This is a genomic window from Nonomuraea antimicrobica (genome assembly GCF_039536965.1).
Classification (GTDB): Bacteria; Actinomycetota; Actinomycetes; order Streptosporangiales; family Streptosporangiaceae; genus Nonomuraea; species Nonomuraea antimicrobica.
Window position 1 is genome coordinate 73,301 of the sequence record NZ_BAAAZP010000077.1, and the last position, 20,465, is coordinate 93,765.

Here is a 20,465-nt window from a genome sequence, read left to right on the forward strand (position 1 = left end):
GGAGAAGGTGGAATTGGACTCCGGGCATTACGACCACGCCGTCAAGATGCGCATGCTGATCCTCGGGCGCCTCGCGTCCTCGGCGGTGTCCGCCGCGGCGGCGTTGCGCATCCCGGATCTGCTGGCCGAGCGGTCGCTGACCGCGGCGGAGCTGTCGCTGCGGACCGGCACACCGCCGCACCCGCTCCGCAGGCTGCTGACCGCGCTGGTCGCGTTCGAGGTGCTCGACGAGCAGCCGGACGGGGCCTTCGCGCTCACGCCCTTCGGTACGACCCTGCGCAGCGATGTGCCGGGATCGGCGTGGGCGTCGGCGAGGCTCGCCGGCGGCGAGGTCGGCCGGTCGTGGGACGGGCTGCTGGAGACCCTCCACACGGGCCGGCCCGCCTTCGACGAGATCTTCGGCCTGGACTTCTTCACCTACCTGGGCCGGGATCCCGAGCTGCGATCGGTCTTCTACGCCTCGCAGGCGTCCGACATCGAGGTCACGCTGGAGCAGCTCAAATCCCTCGGTTTCGCCGACCATCCCACGATCGTGGACGTGGGCGGCGGCGACGGCGCCCTGCTGGCCCATCTCCTGATCGCGGCGCCGGCCTCGCGAGGCGTGCTGTTCGACCGGCCGGCCGTCGTGGAGAAGGCGCGGGTGCGTGTCAAGGCGGCGGGGGTCGGCGACAGGTGCGCGGTCGTGGCGGGCGACTTCTTCTCGGAGGTGCCCGAGGGCGGCGACCTGTACGTGCTGCGCGACATCCTCCATGACTGGACCGACAAGCTGTGCCTCGATCTGCTCGCCGTCTGCCGCCGGGCGATGCCGGCGCACGCCACGCTCGCGATCATCGAGCGGACGGCCGACGAACGGGCGCCGCGCGGCCCGCACGCACGGATGGTGAGCTTGATGGACCTGTACATGATGTCCGTCGTGGACGGTCGCGAGCGAACGGCAGGGGAGTTCGGCCGGCTGCTCTCCGATGCCGGTTTCGAGGTGCGCGCCCGCCATCGGCTGAGCAGCGGAGCCATGGTGATCGAGGCAGGCACGCCGGGCGCGACGTGACCGAGGGGCCGCGCGTCATGGCTCCTCGTCCGGGATCAGCCCGGCGCGGTAGGCGGCCAGCGCGGCCTGGACCCGGTTGTCGAGCCGCAGCCGCGTCAGGATGCGGTTGACGCGGCTGCGGACGCTCGACTCCGTCAGCCCGAGGCTGTCGGCGATCTCCGTGTTGGTGTGGCCCTTGGCCAGCAGGACCAGGACGTCCAGCTCTCGTTCTGTGAGCCGGCCGACCAGGTCGTCCCGCCCCGCCGCCGAGTGGTGGGCGGTCGGCAGGCGGGTGAAGACGTTGATGAGGCGGCGGGTCGTGGACGGCGACAGGACGGACTCGCCCTCGGCGACGATCCTGATCGCATCCGCCAGTTGGTCGGGCTGGCTGTTCTTGAGCAGGAAACCGGCGGCGCCGGCGTGCAGGGCGGCGTGGACGTACTCGTCGAGGTCGAACGTGGTGAGCATGAGGATCTTCGGGTGGGGGTCCGCGTGGGGCCAGTCTCTGACGATGGCCCTGGTGGCGTCGACCCCCGTCATCCCGGGCATGCGCACGTCCATGACCACGACGTCCGGCCTGAACTCGAAGGCGGCGGCCACCGCCTGGGCGCCGTCGGCGGCCTCGGACACCACCTGGAGGTCCGCGCGGCGTTCGATCACCATCCGCAGCGCCGCGCGGACGACCGACTGGTCGTCGGCGAGGACGATGCGCAGCGGCGGCCTCGTCACCCGGCCTCCAGACCGAGCGGGAGCGTGGCGAGCAACCGCCAGCCGCCGTCGTCGGCAGGGCCGGCCCGCAGGGTGCCGTCGAGCAGTTTGACGCGTTCGCGTAACCCGGTCAGGCCCATTCCCGCGCCGCCGATGCGGTGCCGGACGGCGCGGGACGGGCCGTTGGTGAGGCTGATGCGCAGCTCGGGGCCCTGGCGCCGAACGCGGAGAGTGACGTCGGTCGGGGCCGCGTGCTTGATGACGTTCGTCAGACCTTCCTGCACGATGCGGTAGGCGGTGAGGTGGAGGGAGCGCGACAGCAGGTCGAGGTCGTCGTCCATGCTCACGTCGAGCGTGCATCCGGCGCCCCGCGCGGCCTCCGTGAGCTGTCGCAGGTCACCGAGGGACGCCTCAGGCGACGGCTCCCCGGGCTCGTCGCTGGCGGCGAGCAGGCCGAGCAGGCGCCGCATGTCGGCCAACGCGGTGTCGGCCGTGGCGGCGATCGTGGTCAGCCCCTTCCGCACCGGATTGTCGTCCGCCGCCACCTCGGCGTTGGCGTGCGCCACCACGGCGATGGCGCTGAGGTGATGGGCGACCACGTCGTGCAGGTCGCGGGCGATGTGGGCGCGCTCGGCGACGACCGCCCTGCGGGCGCTCAGCTCCCGCTCGGCGCGGAGCTGGCCGGTCAGCTCGCGCAGCCGCTGGACGTCGATGCCGATCCGGCGCCGGCCGTGCCCGAGCAGCCAGATGCAGATGGGGAAGGTGAGCAGGACCACCAGCGTGCCCACGGCGGCCGACAGCCCGCCCGGCCACGACGAGGCGACGACGTCGACGACGATCAGGGCGCACACTCCGATCAGCCCGGCCACCGCACGCGCCGTCGGGGCGTGGCGGGCGAGCGAGTACAGCGCCACGGCCAGGAACAGCGGGGCGATCTGCACGTCCGTGTACGGGCGGACCAGCACCGACCAGGCCACGCACGCGACGAACACCGCGACGAACACGAGCTGGGGGTGGGTCCGGCGCCAGAGCAGCGGGACGGTCGGGGCGACCAGGACCAGGACCGTCAACGGCGTCGCGGAGAGCCGCGGCTCGTGGTTCGCCATCCAGACGAGCAGATGGCACGCGGTCGCGCCGACCGTGAGGAGGACGTCGTTGGCCCGGCGGGGGTATCGCATAGCGTCCTTTGCGAAGGTCCCATGGATGGCGTACGTCGAGGATAACCCCCCGCTCACGACCGGGCGCTCCTCCGCGAGAATGACGCGCGACGCAACACCCGTTGCCTGACAATTCCTTCTCCCTGTCGAAGAGAACGGGGTAAAGGGCTGACTATGGTGCTGACCGTGAGCCTGAACGAGATCGGGAAAGACTGGACCGAGCTAGGCAGGAGCGACCCGCTGTGGGCGGTTCTCACCGAACCGGGAAAACGCCACGGTAAATGGTCGGACGACGAATTCATGGCCACCGGGATCAGCCAGGTTGACGGTGACCTGGCCTGGCTGGGACGACACGGAATCTCTGTCCCCGGGGGCCGGGCGCTGGACTTCGGCTGCGGCGCCGGGCGGCTGACGAGTGCGCTGGCCAGGCATTTCTCGGAGGTGGTCGGCGTGGACATCTCCGAGCCCATGCTCCAGCAGGCACGCCGACTCGACCGCAGCGGCGGCCGGGTGCGCTTCGTGCACAGAACGGCGCCCGACCTCGCCTGCTTCGACGACGAGAGTTTCGACCTGGTTTACACGGACCGGGTCCTGCAACATCTTCCACCCGAGCTGGCCCGTGACTATCTTCGCGAACTTCTCCGGGTCGCCAGGCCCGGCGGAGCGGTGGTCGTGGGCATTCCCGACCGGGCGAAAAATCCGCTGGTGGGGCTGGCCGCGCGGGTGATTCCCCAATCACTTCTGCGCCTCATTCAGCGAATGGTGCTCCGCTATCCCGCTCCCATGCGGATGCACCCGATTCCGCGGCACGAGGTCGAGACCATCGCGGCCGCCGGCGGAGGCTTGCTGCGCGGCACCAAGGAGTACGGCAGAGACCCCATCTGGCGGCACGTCCGGCACGTCATCCTGATGGGCGACCCGGTACGGACACCGCCCGCGGCCTCCCCCTCTTCCTTCCCGGCGGCTTGACGCCTGACGTGGCGCCACACGAGGGGCGGTCAGGCCGCTTCGGCGCTGAGGGTCTGGGCCACGGGCCGCCGGGCCGCCAGGCGTGCGGGCAGGGCGGTGAGTGCCATCGTCGCCAGGAGAGTCGCGAGGGCGGCCCCGAGCAGCCAGGGGAAGGGGGCCTCCACCGCGTTCCTGGCGGCGAAGAGCGAGAGCAGGCCGACGCCGAGAGGGATGCCGAGCACGGCACCGGGCAGACTGGGCAGGAGCTGGGCGGTGGACAGCCCTGCGGCGATCTGCCCGGGGGTGGCGCCGAGCGTGCGCGCGATGGCCATGTTCGCCCTGGCCTCGATGGCGGTGGTCCAGGTGAACGTGAGGGTGTTCACGACGGCGAGGGCGATCAGCAGGATGGTGACGGCGAGCATCACCTGGCGGCCGTGCTCGACCATCAGGTTGGGCAGAACGGAGGAGCCGTTCAGGCCGTAGCCCCTGACCGGCTGGGCGTGGAGGGTCAGCAGGGCGACGATCGCGATCACTGTGGTGGCGGTGGAGCACGCCTGCAGCACGGCGCGGCCCGGACGGCGGGCGGTCAGCCGCAGCCCGAGCAGCAGCGGGGTGGGCAGCAGCGCGGACAGCGCGGTGAGCCAGGGGCGGTGACGGGGCTGGTGCGCGGTGGCGGACAGCGCCGTGACGGTCGCCGTACGCATGGCCCGCAGCGTGGGACGCAGCGTCGACAGCACCGCCACCGCCACCGCGAGTACGGTCGTCGTGATGACGGTGGCGCCGCCGGGCCCGGCCACGTCGCCGATCCGGCTGGCGGTGGGGCTGGCGATAACGGGCACGGTCAGGCGGGCGATCACCAGCCCCAGCGCGTCGCCGGCCAGCGCCAGCGCCAGATACTCGGTGAGCAGGACGGCGGCGATCAGCCCCGGGGCGGCACCGACGGCCTTGAGCAGCCCCGCCCGGCGCGTCTGTTCGACGGCCCGTCCCGCGGCCAGCGCCGCCACCCCGGTGATGGCCAGGAAGCTGAGCAGCCAGCTTCCGACGACCAGGATCGGCTGGCTGTTCCTGAGGATGACCAGGTCCTGCTGTGCTCTGAACTGCCAGGAGTGGAAGTTCGCCCTGGCGGCCGAGAGGTGGTGGGCGTCGATGAACGCCTCGGTCGCGGCGGGGTCGCGCAGCCTGAGGTCCATGGCCAGGGTCACCGGGAGGTCTTGGGACGACGCCAGTCTCCTGGCATCCGATCGGGTCATCCAGGCCAGGCCGGTGTAGTCGCTGGGGCCACCGCCCGGGCCGATCTGCGATGCCCAGGGGTAGATGGAGGTGGCCGCGGTGACGGCGATCCCGACGACGGGGTACGCGCGGCCGGCGATGGTGACGCGGTCGCCGACGCCGACGCCCAGCGCGGTGGCGAAGCCGCGTTCGAGGACCGTGCCGCCGGAGCGTACCCACTGACCCGAGGTCACCAGCGGGCGGTTGACCGCGCCGGGCTTCTCGGCGAAGCCGTGCACCACCACGGGCGACGCGGTGGACTCGCGCGTGGTGAGGCCGGCGTAGACGATGCGATAGGGGCCATGGTGGGCGACCACCTCGGGGTCGTCCGCCAGCGAGGCCAGGGCCGAGGTCACGGCGGGGCCCGTGTCGCCGGAAAGCGCCACCAGGTCCGGCCCGGCGGTGGCCGCGCGGGTCTGCTCGTACAGCGCGTCGCTCGCGCCGCTCAGGGACAGGCCCAGGGCCATCGTGGCGGTGGCCACGGTGACCGCGAGCAGCAGCATCGCGGCCTGGGCGCGGTGCCGGCGCACGTCGGCCAGCACCAGGCGCACGACGAGCACGATGGAGCCCATGACGTTCAGCCCTCCAGCCCGATCAGCCCGCCGAGCCCGCGCGGGTGGGAGCCGGCCAGCCGGGTGTCGTCGACGAACATCCCGTCACGCATCGAGATCAGCCGGTCCGCGGTGGCCGCGACCCGCTCGTCGTGCGTGACGATCACGAGGGTGTGCCCCGCGCCGCGCAGGTCCTCGAAGATCCTCAGCACCTCGCGGGTCGCCGCGGTGTCGAGGTTGCCGGTCGGCTCGTCGGCCAGGACGACCAGCGGGTCGTTGGCCAGGGCGCGGGCGATGGCGATCCGCTGGCGCTGCCCGCCGGACAGTTGCGAGGGCAGGTGCCGGGCGCGGCCGGCGAGCCCGACCCGGTCCAGCAGCAGGCTCGCGCGCCGCCTGGCCTCGCGCCGCGAGCGTCCGGCCAGCAGCGCGGGCAGCTCCACGTTCTCGGCCGCCGACAGCTCGTCCATGAGGTGGAACGCCTGGAAGACGAACCCCACCGACCGGCGCCGCAGGCGTGCCAGAGCCCGCTCGCTCAGGGTGTCGACGCGCCGCCCGGCCAGCCAGATCTCCCCGTCGGTCGGCCGCTCCAGGCCGCCCAGCAGGTGGAGCAGGGTTGACTTCCCGCAGCCGCTGGGCCCCGTGACCGCCAGCGTCTGCCCCTCGGGCACCTCCAGGTCGACGTCGTCGACCGCGCGGACCCGGCTCTGCCCCTGACCGTGGTGCTTCACCAGGCCGCGGACCCGGACCACGTCACGTACCACGTTCACTCGTCATCAGCTCTCTCTGCGGCGTCGGACCAGGCCCGTTCGCAGGCCGCCAGCCAGCGCAGGTCCGCCTGCAGGCGCAGCACGACCCCTTCCAGCAGCAGGCCGGCGGCCGACCGCGCCGGTTCGGCCAGCACCGCGCGCTGCGCCTCACGCAGGCGGCGCAGCAGCTCACGGCGCTGGGCCGCCACCAGCTCGACCGGGTCGGCGAGCCGGGCCGCGGCGGCGGCGACGAGCTTGAGATGGAACTCCGCCAGGTCCGGTTTCGGCCAGCCCACCTCGGCCAGCCAGGCGGCCACCCGCTGCTGCCCGGCCGGCGTCAGCGCGTAGACCTTGCGCTCGGGCCGTTCGGGCAGGCCGTCGGCCCGCTCGCAGACGACGAGCCCGGCCTTCTCCAGCCGGGCCAGGGTCACGTAGATCTGACCGGGGTTCATCGACTCGCCCAGCGGGCCAAGGCTCTGGCGCAGCCGGGCGCGTAGGTGGTACCCGTGTGACGGCTCTTTGGCGAGCATCGCCAGTACTGCGTCCTGCACTTCCATCCCCCCTAACGGCTAGCTAATAGTTAGCGGTTAGCTGTGGTGGATGTCAAAACAGCGGCTCGCTCCCGCGGGGGAGTTCGCGGATCCCTCTCACCGGCGATGTCCGCCACCCGTTCCCAGGAGCAGGATCTCCCTCCATGAACTCCCGCTTCGCCTACATCGCCGCACCCCTGCTCGTGTTCGCCTACGGCGTCCTGCGCATCATCGACGGGCTCGACGGCAGTCGCGGCCCCGGCTTCGCCTGGACCGCGGGTCACCTCGCCTTCATGGCGGCACTCGTCCTGTTCGCCCAGATCTTCTGGCGGCTGCGCGCCATGGCCGGGCGGGACGCGCTGTCCACCGTGAGCGCCGTGGCCGGCACCGTCGGCGTCGCGACGCTGCTCGCGCAGTTCGGGATCGACGTCGTGGTCGGGTTCCTGGCCGCCGACCACGAGGGCATGGGCGTGCTGTTCGACAGCGTCCAGAGCGTGCCCGGCGTCTCGATCGTCGTCTACAGCGGCGGGCCGGTCCTGTTCTCCCTGGGGCTGCCCGCTCTGATGGTGCAGCTCGCCGTGCGGCGCCGGGTCAAGGCGTGGATGCCCGTGCTGGTGCTGCTCGACGTGACCCTGCCGTTCGTCGACAAGGACCTCATCCCGCTCGGCGCGCTCTTCCTGCTGATCTCGTTCGTCTCGCTCGCCCGTCAGGCTCCCGTCGGACGCCACGCCGTCGCCGTCTCGTGACACCACGGGGAAAAATGGGCTTTATGTCCGAGTCCAGGTATGTCATGCGCTTCCGCCGCTGGTCGGCCACGTTGCCGCCGATGCTGGTGGACGCCGCCCTCGCGGCGCTGGTGCTGGGCGTGCAACTGTGGCCGTTGCTCGCCACCCACAGCCTGTCGGGGCGGCCGTGGCACTGGTGGGGATACGTCGCCGTGATCGCCGCCTCGGTGCCGTTGGTCTGGCGGCGCCGCGCACCCGTGACCGTCCTGGTCTGTACGCTGCTCGCCACCGCCTCGTACGACGTCGTGGACGACGTGGCCCGCCAGCCCATCTGGTACGGCAGCCTGGCGGCCTTCTACACCGTGGCCGCCACCCGCACCCGGTGGGTCCGCTGGTCGATGTTCGCCGTCACGATCGCCGGCGGCCTGATCGTCGTCGGCTCGTCCGAGACCGCGCTGCGCGGCATCGTGCTGTTCGTCGCCGCCTACGCCATCGGCCGCGCCGCCGCCTCCTCCCGCGCCCAGGCCGCGGCACTGGAGGAGCGCGCCGCCCGGCTCACCCGCGAGCGCGAGATCGAGGCCGAACGCGCCGCCGAGCGCGAGCGGGCCAGGATCGCCCGCGACATGCACGACATCCTGGCCCACGCGGTCAGCGTCATGGTCGTGCAGGCCGAGGCCGGCCCCGTGGCCGTCACCGCGAACCCGGCCCGCGCGGTCGCCGCCTTCGACGCCATCGCCACCGCCGGCCGCGACGCCATGGACCAGCTCCGCCGCCTGCTGAACGTCCTCAAGGAGGAAGAAGGCCCCCGCGGCCCCCAGCCCACCATCGGCGCGCTGCCCTCCCTGGCCGAGCAGGTCGGGACCACCGGACTCCACGTGACATACTCCACCACGGGCGAGCCCCGGCCGCTGTCGCCCGACACCGAGGTGGCCGCGTACCGGATCGTTCAGGAAGCCCTCACCAACATCGTCAAGCACGCGGACGCCACCCGCGCCGACGTCGCCCTCACCTGGCAGGACCACGCACTCATGATCGACATCACCGACGACGGCCACGGACGCGACCCGGCGCTCCCCTCGGGCGGCCACGGCCTGATCGGCATCCGCGAACGCGCCGCCGCGTGCGGCGGCAGCGCGGTCGCGGGCCCGCGCGAGGGCGCGCCCGGCTTCCTGGTGCGGGTCCGGCTCCCGCGGGCCGCCTCATGAGCATCCGCGTCGTGGTGGCCGACGACCAGGAGCTGGTACGCGCCGGGTTCGGCATGATCCTCGACGCCCAGCCGGACATCGAGGTCGTCGCCGAGGCGGGCGACGGGGCACAGGCGATCGCCGCCGTCCGCGCGCACCGGCCCGACCTGCTCCTGCTCGACATCCGCATGCCCATCATGGACGGCATCGAGGCCGCCCGCGTCATCTGCGCCGACGGCGACTGCCGCGTCCTCATGCTGACCACGTTCGACCTGGACGACTACGTCTACGACGCGCTGCGCGCGGGCGCGAGCGGCTTCCTGCTCAAGGACGTCCGCCGTGACGACCTCGTCCACGCCGTACGCGTCGTCGCGGCCGGCGAGTCGCTGCTGGCCCCGTCCATCACCACGAAACTGATCGCCGACTTCACCTCCAGGGCCGCGCCCCCGCCCGCAGTGCCGTCCTCTGGGCCGTCCTCCGGGCGGCTGTCGGTGCTGACCGGACGCGAGCGGGAGACGCTGTGGATGATCGCCCGAGGGCTGTCCAACGCCGAGATCGCGCGGGAGATGGTGGTCAGCGAGCACACCGTGAAGACCCACGTCAGCAACGTGCTCACCAAACTGGGGCTGCGCGACCGGGTGCAGGCGGTGATCGCCGCGTACGAGACGGGGCTCATCACGCCCGGTGCCGCGACCGGCCCATGACCCTGACCGGCTGACCGGGGGCCGGCGACAGTGACGGGAATCACCGTCGCCGGCGCCCCAACGCTGTCACAAGCCCCGGCCCGATCCCGTCTTCGTGGGTGAGGGAAGGTTAGGGGGCTCAAATGCGTTCGTCGCCGGCCAAGCGCCGCTCGTTCCAGTTCTCCCATTGGTCGTTCATGTTCGCGGAGATCGCCGTCTGGTCGTTCGTCGTGCTGGCGGTGACCGGGGCGGTGCTGATGGTGTTCTACGACCCCGGCATGTCCCAGGTGACGTATGACGGCTCGTACGGTCCGCTGCGCGGGCTCTTCGTCAGCGCGGCCTTCGACTCGACCATGCACCTGAGCCTGGAGGTGCGCGGCGGGCTGCTCGTCCGCCAGGTCCACCACTGGGCGGCGCTCGTCTTCGTGGCGGCCGTCGTGCTGCAGTTGCTGCGCATGTTCCTCACCGGGGCGTTCCGCCGCCCGCGTACCGGGCAGTGGCTGATCTGGGTGACGCTGCTCGCGCTGGGCATGGTGGCGGGCGAGACCGGCAACGTCCTGCCCGACGACCTGCTGTCGGGCGGGAGCATGTGGCTGATCATGTCGGTCGCGCAGTCCGTCCCCGTGGTAGGCGGCTGGGCGGTGTCGCTGCTGTTCGGCCCGGAGTTCCCCGGCGACAGGGTCGTCCCGGTCATGTACGGCGGGCACCTGCTGGTCTCGGCCGTCCTGGCCGCGCTGCTGATCACCCGCGAGCTGCTGGTGCGACGGCACGGCCACTCCCGGTTCGTCGCCTCGCTGCCGGCGCGGCGCGGCGCGCGCCCGCTGATGGCGGCCACGACGGTCGGCCTGCTGATCATCCTCGGGTTCGGGTTCCAGATCGCCCCCATCTGGCTGTACGGCCCCGCCAGGCCGTCGCAGATCTCGGCCGGCTCGGTGCCCGACTGGTACATGGGGTTCCTCGACGGGGCCCTGCGGATCATGCCCGGGTGGGAGCTGTCCCTCGGTGACTACACGCTCAGCCTCGCGGTCCTCGTCCCCACGCTGGTGGTCCCCGGGGTGTTCTTCACGGCCCTGGCCGCGTACCCGATGGCCGAGCGTCTCGTCCTCGCGCGCCGCGGTCGCCGCGACGCGCTCGGCCGTCCCAAGGCCACGAGCCGCGTGGCCAGGGAGAGGCGCGCGCACGACCTGCTCGACCGGCCACGGGACACGCCGGTGAAGACGGCTCTCGCGGTCGCCGGCGTCACGTTCTACGGCCTGATGTGGGCGGCCGCGGCCAACGACCACATCGCCCACCAGTTCCACCTCACCGTCGAGGCCGTGACGATCTTCTTCAGGTTCGCCGTGGTCATCGGCCCCGTCATCGCCTTCGTCGTCGCCCGGTGGATCTGCCTCGCACTCCAGCACTCGGACCGCCACGTGGCCGAGCACGGAGTGGAGACGGGAATCATCACGCGCTCCCCGGACGGCGGATTCCACGAACGGCTGGCGCCCGCACCGCAGGAGCACAGGGAGCCGGCGATCACCTCGGGGAGATGACGGGACGGCGGAGGCGGCCGGACGACGGCACGGCCACCTCCGCCCTGGTCACGGGGTCGTGATCAACGGGTGCGCAGCGATTCGAGGCGGTCGGAGTCGCACTTGCGGGGCGCGTTCACCGGGTTGCAGCGCGCGGTGCCGCCGTCGGGCAGCTCGGCGACGTAGTCACTGCCGTTGCGGGCGGCCAGCCCGACCACGGGGAAGTCGGTGCTGATCACCTGGGCGCCGCTGGTCAGGGAGGCGGTCAGCCGGGAGGTGTCCCCTGAGCGGGCCTCGGTGAACGGCACGTCGGAGCGGGTCCGGACGAAGTAGCCCTTGCGCACCATGTCCTGGATGACCGCGGTGTTGGTCCCGGCGGGCTCGTTCCAGCCGACGAAGGCGGCGTCCTGCCTGCCTGGCCGCGAGTTGACGAACAGGACGCGGCCCTCGAGGTTCGGCCGGTCCTGGAGGTAGGGCCCCTGCACGGCGGGGTCCTGGTTGTCCATCAGGAACAGCACCTTGCCGCGGGCGGAGTCGAGGGTGGGCCAGCCGTGCTTGAGCACGGACTGTTCGAGCGTCAGGCCGTTCTTGCGGACGTCGTCGGGGGTGATCAGGTCGTTGTCGGAGAACACCGACCGGATCTCGGCGTCGAGCTGGTCCAGCAGGGTGGTGTCCCACTTGGGGCTCTTGGCCCCGCCCGCCGCCTCCTTCTTCGGGTCGGTCGTCTTCAGCTCCAGCAGGATCGGGATCGGCACGTGGCCGGCGTTGGCGGTGGACCAGTCACGTACCTGTCGCAGGCAGGTGACCAGCGTCGCGCAGGAGGTGCCGTAGTCGTGGTCGGCCCAGTGCAGCACCTTCATGCCCGGCGTGGCCATGGCGGGGTCGGTGATGGGGCCGAGGCCCGCGTCGCGGCGTACCAGGGGGGCGGAGTACAGGCCGCCCTGGGGGTCGGGGAAGACGTCCAGCTCGATGCCGCGTACCTGCTGGCGGGAGAACTGCAGGGGCAGGGAGGCGTGGGAGTAGGCGAGGTTCCACCAGTTCGCGTCCGTCTTGCGCTGGACGTCCTTCTCGGCGTCGGTGAGCTCGCGGTGGTAGCTGTTGTGCGTGGCGATCACCTGGATCTGGTTCATCCGCACGTCGTTGCGCGCGGACTTGTCCGCCGCGCTCGCGCCGGAGGACGGAAGGGTGAGGAAGGCGCTCGCCGTGAGCAGCGCGGCGGCGCCGAAGGCGATCCGGAACGAACGGGATGGCACGAGGTGACTCCAGGGGTGTGACGTCGATCTGCCAGGAGAGCCTGGCCACTCCAGTGATCATTCAGGTTAAGGAACTTTGCGGTTCTTCATGAATTTCCGGCAAATCGCCCATATACCTGCAGAGGGCGCAGAAACCGTTTCCAGTAGTGGCTGCTGCGGGCGCGGGCCTTTGATCTCTGGTCGATGCCGTGTGGGCGCGTCGGTGGTGTGACCACACCGGTTCGGCTGTGCCGCGTCATGTCGCAGAAGGTTCGCGATCAGGTCACGAAGGCGGCCAAGTGGCCTCGCGTTGGCTAGCCTCACCGGCATGGCTCTCGCCTCGATTCCCAGCCCTCCCGAAGGGGTCTGGCATCTCGGATTCATCCCGATCCGCGCCTACGCATTGTGCTTCATCATCGCGATCGGCTTCGGCATCTGGCTGAGCGAGCGCCGCTGGCGCGCCCGCGGCGGCGAGAAGGGCGCGATCGGCGACATCGCGGTTCCCGCCGTGATCTTCGGCCTGATCGGGGCGCGCCTCTACCACGTCATCACCGACTGGCAGACCTACTTCGGCCCGCGCGCGATCAAGGAGCCCTACCGGGCGCTGTTCATTTGGGAAGGCGGGCTCAGCATCTGGGGCGCGGTCGCCCTGGGAGGCGTGGGCGTGTGGCTGGCCTGCCGCCGCCGAGGGCTGCCCCTGGGCGCCGTGGCCGACACGGTCGCGCCCGGCATCGCGTTCGGGCAGGCGATCGCCCGCTGGGGCAACTGGTTCAACCAGGAGCTGTACGGCAGCCCGACCACGTTGCCGTGGGGCCTGGGGATCGACCAGGCGCACGGCGGCGAGCCGGGCGTGCTCTACCACCCGACGTTCCTGTACGAGTCGCTATGGAACGCGGCGCTCGGTTTCGGACTGATCCTGGCCGGCAGGCGGTTCACCACGCTGCGCCACGGCCGCCTGTTCGCCCTCTACGTCGCCGGCTACACGTTCGGCCGATTCTGGATCGAAGGGCTGCGGATCGACCCGGTCGGCGGGGTGGACCACGCGGTGACGCTCCTGGGGCTGCGGATCAACCAGTGGACCTCGATCGTGCTGTTCGTCGGCGCGCTGGTCTACCTCTGGGTGACGCGTAACAAGAACACCGAACAGATCGTGGTGCCGCCCTCACCACACAAGGCCCCGCGCGAGGAGAACGGCAGGCAGGTCTCCAATCCGAGCGAGAGCACCTGACGCGACCCGGTCATTCTCGCCGTCGCGGGGCATCGTGGACGCCAACGTCGGCAAGGACGTCATCAGCCGGCCGGTCATCGAGGCCGCCGAGGAGACTTCGCCCTCGACCGTCCTCAATCGATGATCGCGGTAACCTCGGCCTCAACGAGGATGCCAGGCTCGAAGAGGATGTCGACCCCGATCAGCGCGGCCGGCGGCGTGGCGATGTCGAACTCGCGGGCCGCCTGTTCGATGCCCGCGTTGAAGGCGTCGTACATTTCTCTCTTCCAGCCTGCGGCGTACCACGTGAAGCGGACGACGTCGTGGAACGTCGCTCCTGCCGCATTGAGCGCCTTGGAGACGTTGCGGTAGACCTGGGCGACCTGTCCGGCGAGGTCGCCGGGTGCCACAAGCTCGCCGTTCTCGTCCCAGGCGACCTGTCCCGCGATGTGGACCTGCCTGCTACCCGTCGCCACCGCGACGTGGTGGTAGATCGGGACTCGGACATGCCCGTCAGGGTTGATGAGTGAAACAGCCATGAGGTCTCCCATCGGCCTTTCTTCCGGTCGGGTGAGCACACAGGCGACGCCCGTGAGCCCAAGTCCGCCGAATACGACGTATGTGCTCTCTTGTGGTTACTCAGAAACCATAGGAGAGTGTGGACTGACGTGGAAGAACGCACTTTTCAGTGACTGGGGAACCAGATGGTGACCAAGCAGTTCAACGGCTCGGCCGACGAAGCGGATCTGAGGCGCGCGGACTCCCTGGCACGGGAGATCTTCTCGGATGTCGCCAACAAGTGGGCGTTGCTGATCATCGAGGCGCTCGGTGAGCGCACCCTGCGCTTCAGCGAGCTGCGGGACGAGGTCGAGGGCATAAGCCACAAGATGCTCACTCAGAATCTGCGCATGCTGGAGCGCAACGGCCTGGCTGAGCGAAAGGTGCACCCGACCGTGCCGCCACGGGTCGAGTACACCCTCACCGAGCCGGGCCAGGCCCTGCGCGCAACGGTCGATCTGATCTGCGGCTGGACCCACCAGTACTTCGGCCACATCGAAGCCGCCCGCCGCAGTTTCCACACGCTAGGAGGCGCCGCCCCGCTCCTTTGACCTGGCCGCCTGGACGCCTGCCTGGAAGCGGGTACGCGCGCCGAGCCGGGCCATCAGTCCGGCGATCCGCCGCTCGGCCGTTCGGGAGCTGACGCCGAGCTGGCGGGCGATGGCCTCGTCGGTGAGGCCGGACAGCAGCAGCGCGACCAGCCGGGCGTCGTCCCTGGGCGGATCGTGGTCCGACGGGGCCAGGCCGCCCAGCGGCAGCGCCCGCTGCCACAGCCCCTCGAACAGCCGGATCAACGCCTCCAGCAGCCCCGAGGGGTGGATGACCAGCGCCGCGGGCGCGTCCGGTGGCTCGTGCCTGAGCAGGAGCAGCGCCAGCCGGTCGTCCACGACGTACGACTTCATCGGCAGGGCGGGCAGCACCCGGGCCTGCTGGCCGGCCTCGACCATCGCCTCGATCCGCCACAGCGCGCCCGCGCGGGCCACGAAGTCCCGTTCGTAGATCATGCGGCTGGTGACGCCGCGTTCGAGCAGCTCCCGCTGGGCGGTCACGCTGCCGAGCGGGTCGAAATAGGGCGGCTTGGACAGGCAGCGGAGCTGTTGCCTGGCCGCCCGCTGGATCTGGGCGTGCCGCTGCTCGACCGCCCGCCGCCCGGTGACGACCTCGACGACGACCGGGGGAGTTCGCTTCCTGGCGCGTTCCTGGAACACCTCCTCCAGCTCGCGGGCCCGTTCGCGGACCAGCAGCAGATCGCGTTCGGCGGCGAGCAGGAGGACGTCGAGCGCGACCTCCGGGGCGACCGCGGCGTAGCGGGCCGGTGGGCCGGGAGAGCTGCTGAGCAGCCCTCTGGCCTCCAGCGCGGCCAGCAGGGGCACGAGGTCGGCGCGCGGCCAGGCCGCGAAGAGCTGGTCCAGGGTGGCGGGGGAGTGGTCGACCAGCAGCTCGTACAGCGCCTCCTCGTCCGGGCCGAACCCGAGCGCCGAGAGGGAGGTCACGACTGCGCACCACGAGCGGTGGGCGGCGGGCAGGGTGTCATGGCTCGTCCAGCCAGCCGCGGAGGACCGCCTGGTAACCGGCTTGGAAGCGGGTCTGCGCGTCCAGCCGGAGCATCATCGCGCGGACGTGGCGGCGTACCGTACGGTCGCTCCAGCCGAGGTGCGCGGCGATCGCCGGGTCGGTCAGCCCGGCGGCGAGCAACGGCAGCAGGTCGCGCCGCGCGTCGGCCGGGCCGGTCGCCTCGGCCAGGCGTCCGTGTCTGACCTGCAGCGGCACGGCCCGCTCCCAGCACATCTCGAACAGCGCGGCCAGCGCGTCGAGCAGCGTCGAGTCGTGCACCACCAGCGCGGACTCCACGTCGTGCCCGTCGTGCCGCAACGGCATGATCGCCATCGGGTGGTCGTTGAGCGCCAGCTTGACCGGTACGTCGCCGACGCGGGCCTGCTCGCCGGCCGCCACGTAGCGGGTGATGAGCGACTGGGTGCCCGGCACCTCCATGGCCCGCCTGTCGTACAGCGCCCGATACTCGACGCCCCGCTCCAGCAGCTCGAACTCCACCGCGTTCCCGCCCACCGGCGTCGCGTACGGCGGCGCGTCCAGGACGCGGATCAGCCGCCGGGCGCTCTCCTGGAGCCGTTGGAAGGCGCGGCTGACCGCGTCCTTGCCCACCACCACCTCCACCAGGTCGGTGGAGTCCTGGCCGGGCGCGGCGCCGTGGAAGCGGGCCCCGAGCTGGGCGGCGCGGTGGCGGGCCGCGGCCAGCTCTCTGGTGCGGGCCCGGATCAGCGCGTCGAGCCCCGTCTCCGGGGAGACGGCCACGTAGCGCGGCGGGTCGTCCGGCAGGCGGGTGATCAGCCCGAGCTGCTCCAGCCTGGCGGCCGTGGGCGCGGCGTGGCCCAGCTCGCCGAGCGTGGCGGGGGAGCGCTCGACCAGCGCCTCGTACAGAGCCTGTTCGGCGTGCGAGAGCCCGATGATCTCCAGCACGATCCCAGCATGTCCTATTTCCGTAGGTGGCGGAAAGAGGACGCAGTCCGATCTTTCGCGGATTTACGGTGATCTGTCATGGTTCGTCAGGGACACGATGATCTCTGAGGAGACCCATGATCCGCCGGTCGCTCGTCGCCTTTGGCCTGCTGTTCTCCACCGGAATGGCCACTCCTGCCGTCCCTCCCGCGGCGCCGCCCCCGGTGGCCGGCGTCGAGGGCGAGCAGTCGAAGAAGATCACTCTGATCACCGGCGACGTCGTGACCTACGGCACCGGCACTGACGGGAGCCCGCAGGCGACCGTCGACCCGGCCGAGCGGCCGGGCGGGGCGCCGGTCTTCTTCCTGTCCGTACGCGAGCGCGACTCCTACTACGTGTACCCAGCCGACGCCATGGACCTCGTCTCGTCCGGACGCCTGGACCGCGGCCTGTTCGACGTGGCCTACCTGGCGGGCAACGGGTACGCCGACGCGGAGAGCGCCACCCTGCCGCTGATCGTCCAGCACGGGCAGGTCGCGGGGGCGCGCACCCTGGCCAGCATCGACGGCGCGGCCGTGAAGGTGGACAAGAGGACCGCCACCCGGTTCTGGTCCGGGATCGGCACGGCGGCCAAGGCCGGGCCGACCAAGATCTGGCTCGACCGCAAGGTCCAGGTCTCGCTCGACCGCAGCGTCGAGCAGATCGGCGCGCCGCGCGCGTGGGCGGCCGGGCTGAAGGGTGCGGGCGTCAAGGTGGCCGTGCTCGACACCGGCGTCGACAGCACGCACCCCGACCTGGCCGGCCGGATCGCGGCGGCGGAGAACTTCAGCTCGGAGTCGAGCGCGCGCGACGGCCACGGCCACGGCACGCACGTCGCCTCCATCATCGCGGGCGGCGGTGACAGGTACACGGGGGTCGCGCCCGAGTCCTCGCTGCTGGTGGGCAAGGTGCTCAACAACCGCGGCAGCGGCCTGGAGTCCGACATCATCGCCGGCATGCAGTGGGCGGTCTCCCAGCGGGCCCGCGTGATCAACCTGAGCCTGGGCGCCTGCTGCCCCGGCCCCGGCAACCCGATCGACCAGGCGGTCGACAAGCTCTCGGCGGAGTCGGGCGCGCTGTTCGTGGTCGCCGCGGGCAACGACGGCGAGAACCGCATGATCGGCTCGCCGGGCACGGCCGCGTCGGCGCTGACGGTCGCCGCGGTGGACCGCTCGGACGCGCTCGCGTCGTTCTCCAGCAGAGGTCCCACCGCGATCGACTACGGGCTCAAGCCCGACCTCAGCGCCCCTGGCGTGGACATCGTCGCCGCCCGCGCGGACGGCACGTCCATGGGCACCCCGGCCGAGGACGGCTACACCACCGCCTCCGGCACGTCGATGGCCACCCCCCACGTCGCCGGCGCCGCCGCGCTGCTCGCCCAGCAGCACCCCGACTGGACGAACACCCAGCTCAAGGCCGCGCTCACCAGCAGCGTCCACGGCGACGGCCAGGGCGCCTACGAACAGGGCGCGGGCCGGGTCGACGTGGCACGCGCCGTCACGCAACAGGTACGTGCGTCGGGCAACATCGACTTCGGCTTCCTGGCCTCGCCGCAGAACGGCCCGGTCACCAAGACCCTCACCTACGCCAACGACGGCGACCAGCCGGTGACCCTCACCCTGCGCACCGGCGTCTCGGCGCACCGGGGCGGCCCGCTGCCGGAGCGTACGCTCTCCCTCGACCGCGACACGGTCACCGTCCCCGCGCACGGCACCGCCCCGGTCGCCGTCACGTTCACGCCCGCGAGCCCCGACACCTGGTACGAGGGCTTCGTCCGCGCCACGGACGCCGCCGGCGAGATCCAGGTGAGCACGGCGGTCGGGGCGTTCGTCGAGCCCAGGAAGGTCACCGTGCGGACCCGGCTGGTGCTGCCCGACGGCGCGAGCGCCCCGACGGAGATCCCGTGGATGCTGATGCGCACCGACGACCGGGACGACCTCCAGTACGCCTACTACCCCGCCTCCGGCGCCGAGACCGAGACCGAGGTCTACCCCGGCACCTACCACGTGGCCACCGCGCTGGCCTGGCGCGGCGCGGACGGCGAGTGGGTCCAGTCGCTGCCCGCCGAGCCGCAGCTCGACGTCACCGAGGACACCACGGTCACGTTCGACCTGCGCAAGGCGCGCAAGGTGTCCGTACGCACGCCGCGCGACTCCGAGACGTACGCCTCGCACTACGCCTACCGGCGCACCGCCGCCAACGGCGTCGCCTCCGTGGACGTGAACGCGCTCTACCCGCAGTACGGGCTGCACAACTACGTGCTGCTGCCCACCCGCGAGGTCACCCAGGGGACGTTCACCCTCGCCGGACGCTTCCAGCTCGGCGCCCCCGCCATCACCATGGAGGTGCCCGGCGGGCCCGAGCTGATGCCGCGCTACCAGAACGTGGACCCGCAGACCCCCAAACTCGACGGCCGCAGCACGCTCCAGGTGGTCAACGCGGGCACGGGCGCCGACCTCACCGGCCTGGACGCGCGCGGCAGGCTCGTCCTGCTCGACCTGTCGGACCTCTGCCCCACGATGACCTGCTCCGGCAACGCCCTCGACCGGGTCAAGGCCGCCCAGCAGGCCGGCGCCGTGGGAGTGCTCGGGTACGGGGCCGTCAACCGGGCCTTCCTCGACCCGGGGGCGAGCTGGCCCACGTACCCCGTCCCGACCATGAGCCTGACCGCGAAGCAGGGCCGGGCGCTGGCCGCGCTCGCCGGGCGTCGCCCGGTGACGGTCAGGGCGGAGGGCACGCCGACCACGCCGTACCTGTACTCGCTGGCGTTCCCCGAGCGCGGCCGGGTCCCCGCCGACCTCGGATACGCGGTCGGCACGCGGGACCTGCAGCGGATCGAGGACCGGTTCCACTCCGACCGACCCGGCCAGGTGGGGCTGAGCACGTCGGTCACCCTGCTGACCCACCCGGGCAAGTACGCCGGGCCCTGGTCGCTCGACCACGCCCGGCGCGCGCAGACGGCCATGACCGAGTACGTCGGCCCGGTCTCCCCGGACGTCGTGTGGACCCGCGCGACCACGATGACCTACGACGAGGGCGCCGACTACTACAGCCGGCGCGCGCTGGCCGCGACCGCCATGGACGTCTTCGCCTCCGCCGGCTCGCGTACCGAGGCGTGGGGGAGCCAGCCCCGCGTGCCGGGCAACCTCGTCGTCTCCGGGGCGGTGCTCGACGCCGGCACCGCGCAGTGCTTCCCGTGCCGGACCGACGACCTCTTCGTGGCCGCCCTCCCGATCATGGGGCCGGTCCCCGCCCATCAGGAGGCGTTCGCGTACAACGCGAACTTCCAGAGCGACGTGCACGGTGGCAGGGACGAGTTGCGCCTCTACCGCGACGGCCAGGAGGTCCCGCTCACCGAGGCCCAGGCGGTGCTCGGCATCTTCGCGGTCACCGTGCCGACCTTCGTCCTGCCGGAGCAGGACGCGGAGTACCGGCTCACCGACCGCTTCCGCACCCCGAACCCGTCGCAGTTGTACGCCAGGGACGTCGAGAGCACGTGGACGTTCCGCTCGAAGCGGCCGACCGGCGGCATCACGACGCCGGACGAGGGGCTCTGCCTGGCGTGGTTCGTCACCGGCAAGGCCGCGCCGTGCGAGCCGGCCAGGCGGCTCAACCTCCGCTACGACGTGCCCCTCGACCTGGACAACCGGGTCAAGGCCGGCACGCCGCACCGGATCACCGTCACCGGCTACCACGGCTCGCTGGGCGTGGCGGACGCGAAGGTCACCGACCTCAAGCTCGCGGTCACCTTCGACGACGGCGCCCACTGGACGCCGGTCCGCACCTCGGGCTCCGGGCAGGCCACCATCACCCCGCCCGCACTGAGCCGGACGACGGGCGCCGTGGGCATCAGGGTCCAGGCCACCGACAGCGAGGGGAACAGCGTCGACCAGACCGTCCACCGCGCGTACGGCCTGAAGTGACAGGGTCGCC

Annotated in this window: 18 protein-coding genes; 9 read left to right on the forward strand and 9 right to left on the reverse strand. The window is 71.7% G+C overall.

Annotation, left to right across the window (positions count from 1 at the left end; translation table 11 throughout):
- The first annotated feature begins 7 nt into the window (after positions 1 to 7).
- Entirely contained in the window at positions 8 to 1,045 is a 1,038-nt protein-coding gene (locus ABD844_RS20285) for a methyltransferase (protein WP_344879814.1), read from the forward strand.
- A gap of 15 nt (positions 1,046 to 1,060) precedes the next feature.
- Here ABD844_RS20285 and ABD844_RS20290 read toward each other — a convergent pair whose 3' ends face one another.
- Both ABD844_RS20290 and ABD844_RS20295 read right to left on the reverse strand, forming a co-directional pair.
- Positions 1,061 to 1,753: a response regulator gene (locus ABD844_RS20290; protein ID WP_344879818.1), complete on the reverse strand. Its 693-nt coding sequence runs from the start codon at positions 1,751 to 1,753 to the stop codon at positions 1,061 to 1,063.
- The gene (locus ABD844_RS20295) at positions 1,750 to 2,910 is read right to left on the reverse strand and encodes a sensor histidine kinase (RefSeq protein ID WP_344879821.1); all 1,161 of its coding nucleotides are present in this window, start codon (positions 2,908 to 2,910) and stop codon (positions 1,750 to 1,752) included. The genes ABD844_RS20290 and ABD844_RS20295 overlap by 4 nt, the downstream gene beginning before the upstream one ends.
- Before the next feature lie 165 nt (positions 2,911 to 3,075).
- Between ABD844_RS20295 and ABD844_RS20300 the strand changes: the two genes are divergently transcribed.
- Positions 3,076 to 3,858 carry a methyltransferase domain-containing protein gene (locus ABD844_RS20300; protein WP_344879824.1) on the forward strand — a complete coding sequence of 261 codons (783 nt, stop codon included), beginning with the start codon at positions 3,076 to 3,078 and terminating at the stop codon, positions 3,856 to 3,858.
- Between the two features lie 29 nt (positions 3,859 to 3,887).
- On the opposite strand, the gene ABD844_RS20305 is transcribed toward ABD844_RS20300, so the two are convergent.
- The 3 genes from ABD844_RS20305 to ABD844_RS20315 are packed head-to-tail and all read right to left on the reverse strand — an operon-like array spanning position 3,888 to position 6,960.
- Positions 3,888 to 5,678, reverse strand: coding sequence for an ABC transporter permease (locus ABD844_RS20305; RefSeq protein ID WP_344879827.1), 1,791 nt, complete (start codon positions 5,676 to 5,678; stop codon positions 3,888 to 3,890).
- 5 nt (positions 5,679 to 5,683) lie between these two features.
- Positions 5,684 to 6,424 carry an ABC transporter ATP-binding protein gene (locus ABD844_RS20310; RefSeq protein ID WP_344879831.1) on the reverse strand — a complete coding sequence of 247 codons (741 nt, stop codon included), beginning with the start codon at positions 6,422 to 6,424 and terminating at the stop codon, positions 5,684 to 5,686.
- The gene (locus ABD844_RS20315; protein ID WP_425568617.1) at positions 6,421 to 6,960 is read right to left on the reverse strand and encodes a PadR family transcriptional regulator; all 540 of its coding nucleotides are present in this window, start codon (positions 6,958 to 6,960) and stop codon (positions 6,421 to 6,423) included. The genes ABD844_RS20310 and ABD844_RS20315 overlap by 4 nt, the downstream gene beginning before the upstream one ends.
- Positions 6,961 to 7,097: 137 nt before the next feature.
- Here ABD844_RS20315 and ABD844_RS20320 point away from each other — a divergent pair, with 137 nt between their 5' ends.
- The 4 genes from ABD844_RS20320 to ABD844_RS20335 all read left to right on the forward strand — a co-directional run bounded on the left by ABD844_RS20320 (position 7,098) and on the right by ABD844_RS20335 (position 11,060).
- On the forward strand, positions 7,098 to 7,679 hold the full coding sequence (locus tag ABD844_RS20320; RefSeq protein WP_344879837.1) for a hypothetical protein: 582 nt from the start codon (positions 7,098 to 7,100) through the stop codon (positions 7,677 to 7,679).
- A 23-nt stretch (positions 7,680 to 7,702) separates the two neighbouring features.
- Positions 7,703 to 8,863: a sensor histidine kinase gene (locus ABD844_RS20325; protein WP_344879840.1), complete on the forward strand. Its 1,161-nt coding sequence runs from the start codon at positions 7,703 to 7,705 to the stop codon at positions 8,861 to 8,863.
- A complete protein-coding gene (locus tag ABD844_RS20330; protein WP_344879843.1) occupies positions 8,860 to 9,546 on the forward strand; it encodes a response regulator in 687 nt (228 codons plus the stop codon). The genes ABD844_RS20325 and ABD844_RS20330 overlap by 4 nt, the downstream gene beginning before the upstream one ends.
- 122 nt (positions 9,547 to 9,668) lie before the next feature.
- Positions 9,669 to 11,060 (forward strand): cytochrome b, encoded by a 1,392-nt coding sequence (locus tag ABD844_RS20335; RefSeq protein ID WP_344879846.1) that lies wholly within the window; start codon positions 9,669 to 9,671, stop codon positions 11,058 to 11,060.
- Positions 11,061 to 11,122: 62 nt separating this feature from the next.
- On the opposite strand, the gene ABD844_RS20340 is transcribed toward ABD844_RS20335, so the two are convergent.
- Positions 11,123 to 12,292: a phosphatidylinositol-specific phospholipase C1-like protein gene (locus ABD844_RS20340; RefSeq protein WP_344879849.1), complete on the reverse strand. Its 1,170-nt coding sequence runs from the start codon at positions 12,290 to 12,292 to the stop codon at positions 11,123 to 11,125.
- 307 nt (positions 12,293 to 12,599) lie between these two features.
- Here ABD844_RS20340 and lgt point away from each other — a divergent pair, with 307 nt between their 5' ends.
- Positions 12,600 to 13,499, forward strand: a complete 900-nt coding sequence (lgt, locus tag ABD844_RS20345) for a prolipoprotein diacylglyceryl transferase (RefSeq protein ID WP_344879852.1) — start codon at positions 12,600 to 12,602, stop codon at positions 13,497 to 13,499.
- A gap of 113 nt (positions 13,500 to 13,612) precedes the next feature.
- Here lgt and ABD844_RS20350 read toward each other — a convergent pair whose 3' ends face one another.
- Positions 13,613 to 14,017, reverse strand: a complete 405-nt coding sequence (locus tag ABD844_RS20350; protein WP_344879855.1) for a RidA family protein — start codon at positions 14,015 to 14,017, stop codon at positions 13,613 to 13,615.
- Between the two features lie 165 nt (positions 14,018 to 14,182).
- Here ABD844_RS20350 and ABD844_RS20355 point away from each other — a divergent pair, with 165 nt between their 5' ends.
- The gene (locus ABD844_RS20355) at positions 14,183 to 14,587 is read left to right on the forward strand and encodes a winged helix-turn-helix transcriptional regulator (protein ID WP_344879858.1); all 405 of its coding nucleotides are present in this window, start codon (positions 14,183 to 14,185) and stop codon (positions 14,585 to 14,587) included.
- On the opposite strand, the gene ABD844_RS20360 is transcribed toward ABD844_RS20355, so the two are convergent.
- Together ABD844_RS20360 and ABD844_RS20365 are read right to left on the reverse strand one after the other, a co-directional pair.
- Positions 14,561 to 15,529 carry a transcriptional regulator gene (locus tag ABD844_RS20360; RefSeq protein ID WP_344879861.1) on the reverse strand — a complete coding sequence of 323 codons (969 nt, stop codon included), beginning with the start codon at positions 15,527 to 15,529 and terminating at the stop codon, positions 14,561 to 14,563. The genes ABD844_RS20355 and ABD844_RS20360 overlap by 27 nt on opposite strands.
- A gap of 37 nt (positions 15,530 to 15,566) precedes the next feature.
- A complete protein-coding gene (locus ABD844_RS20365; RefSeq protein ID WP_344879864.1) occupies positions 15,567 to 16,514 on the reverse strand; it encodes a helix-turn-helix domain-containing protein in 948 nt (315 codons plus the stop codon).
- 116 nt (positions 16,515 to 16,630) lie between these two features.
- Between ABD844_RS20365 and ABD844_RS20370 the strand changes: the two genes are divergently transcribed.
- A complete protein-coding gene (locus ABD844_RS20370) occupies positions 16,631 to 20,455 on the forward strand; it encodes a S8 family serine peptidase (protein ID WP_344879867.1) in 3,825 nt (1,274 codons plus the stop codon).
- Positions 20,456 to 20,465 lie beyond the last annotated feature (10 nt).

Bases quoted from the DNA above. Each gene is read 5' to 3' on its own strand.
- ABD844_RS20295 (WP_344879821.1), bottom strand. From the start codon at position 2,910: ATGCGATACCCCCGCCGGGCCAACGACGTCCTCCTCACGGTCGGCGCG.
- ABD844_RS20305 (WP_344879827.1), bottom strand. From the start codon at position 5,678: ATGGGCTCCATCGTGCTCGTCGTGCGCCTGGTGCTGGCCGACGTGCGC.
- ABD844_RS20315 (WP_425568617.1), bottom strand. From the start codon at position 6,960: ATGGAAGTGCAGGACGCAGTACTGGCGATGCTCGCCAAAGAGCCGTCA.
- ABD844_RS20320 (WP_344879837.1), top strand. From the start codon at position 7,098: ATGAACTCCCGCTTCGCCTACATCGCCGCACCCCTGCTCGTGTTCGCC.
- ABD844_RS20325 (WP_344879840.1), top strand. From the start codon at position 7,703: ATGTCCGAGTCCAGGTATGTCATGCGCTTCCGCCGCTGGTCGGCCACG.
- ABD844_RS20330 (WP_344879843.1), top strand. From the start codon at position 8,860: ATGAGCATCCGCGTCGTGGTGGCCGACGACCAGGAGCTGGTACGCGCC.
- ABD844_RS20335 (WP_344879846.1), top strand. From the start codon at position 9,669: ATGCGTTCGTCGCCGGCCAAGCGCCGCTCGTTCCAGTTCTCCCATTGG.
- lgt (WP_344879852.1), top strand. From the start codon at position 12,600: ATGGCTCTCGCCTCGATTCCCAGCCCTCCCGAAGGGGTCTGGCATCTC.
- ABD844_RS20350 (WP_344879855.1), bottom strand. From the start codon at position 14,017: ATGGCTGTTTCACTCATCAACCCTGACGGGCATGTCCGAGTCCCGATC.
- ABD844_RS20355 (WP_344879858.1), top strand. From the start codon at position 14,183: ATGGTGACCAAGCAGTTCAACGGCTCGGCCGACGAAGCGGATCTGAGG.
- ABD844_RS20370 (WP_344879867.1), top strand. From the start codon at position 16,631: ATGATCCGCCGGTCGCTCGTCGCCTTTGGCCTGCTGTTCTCCACCGGA.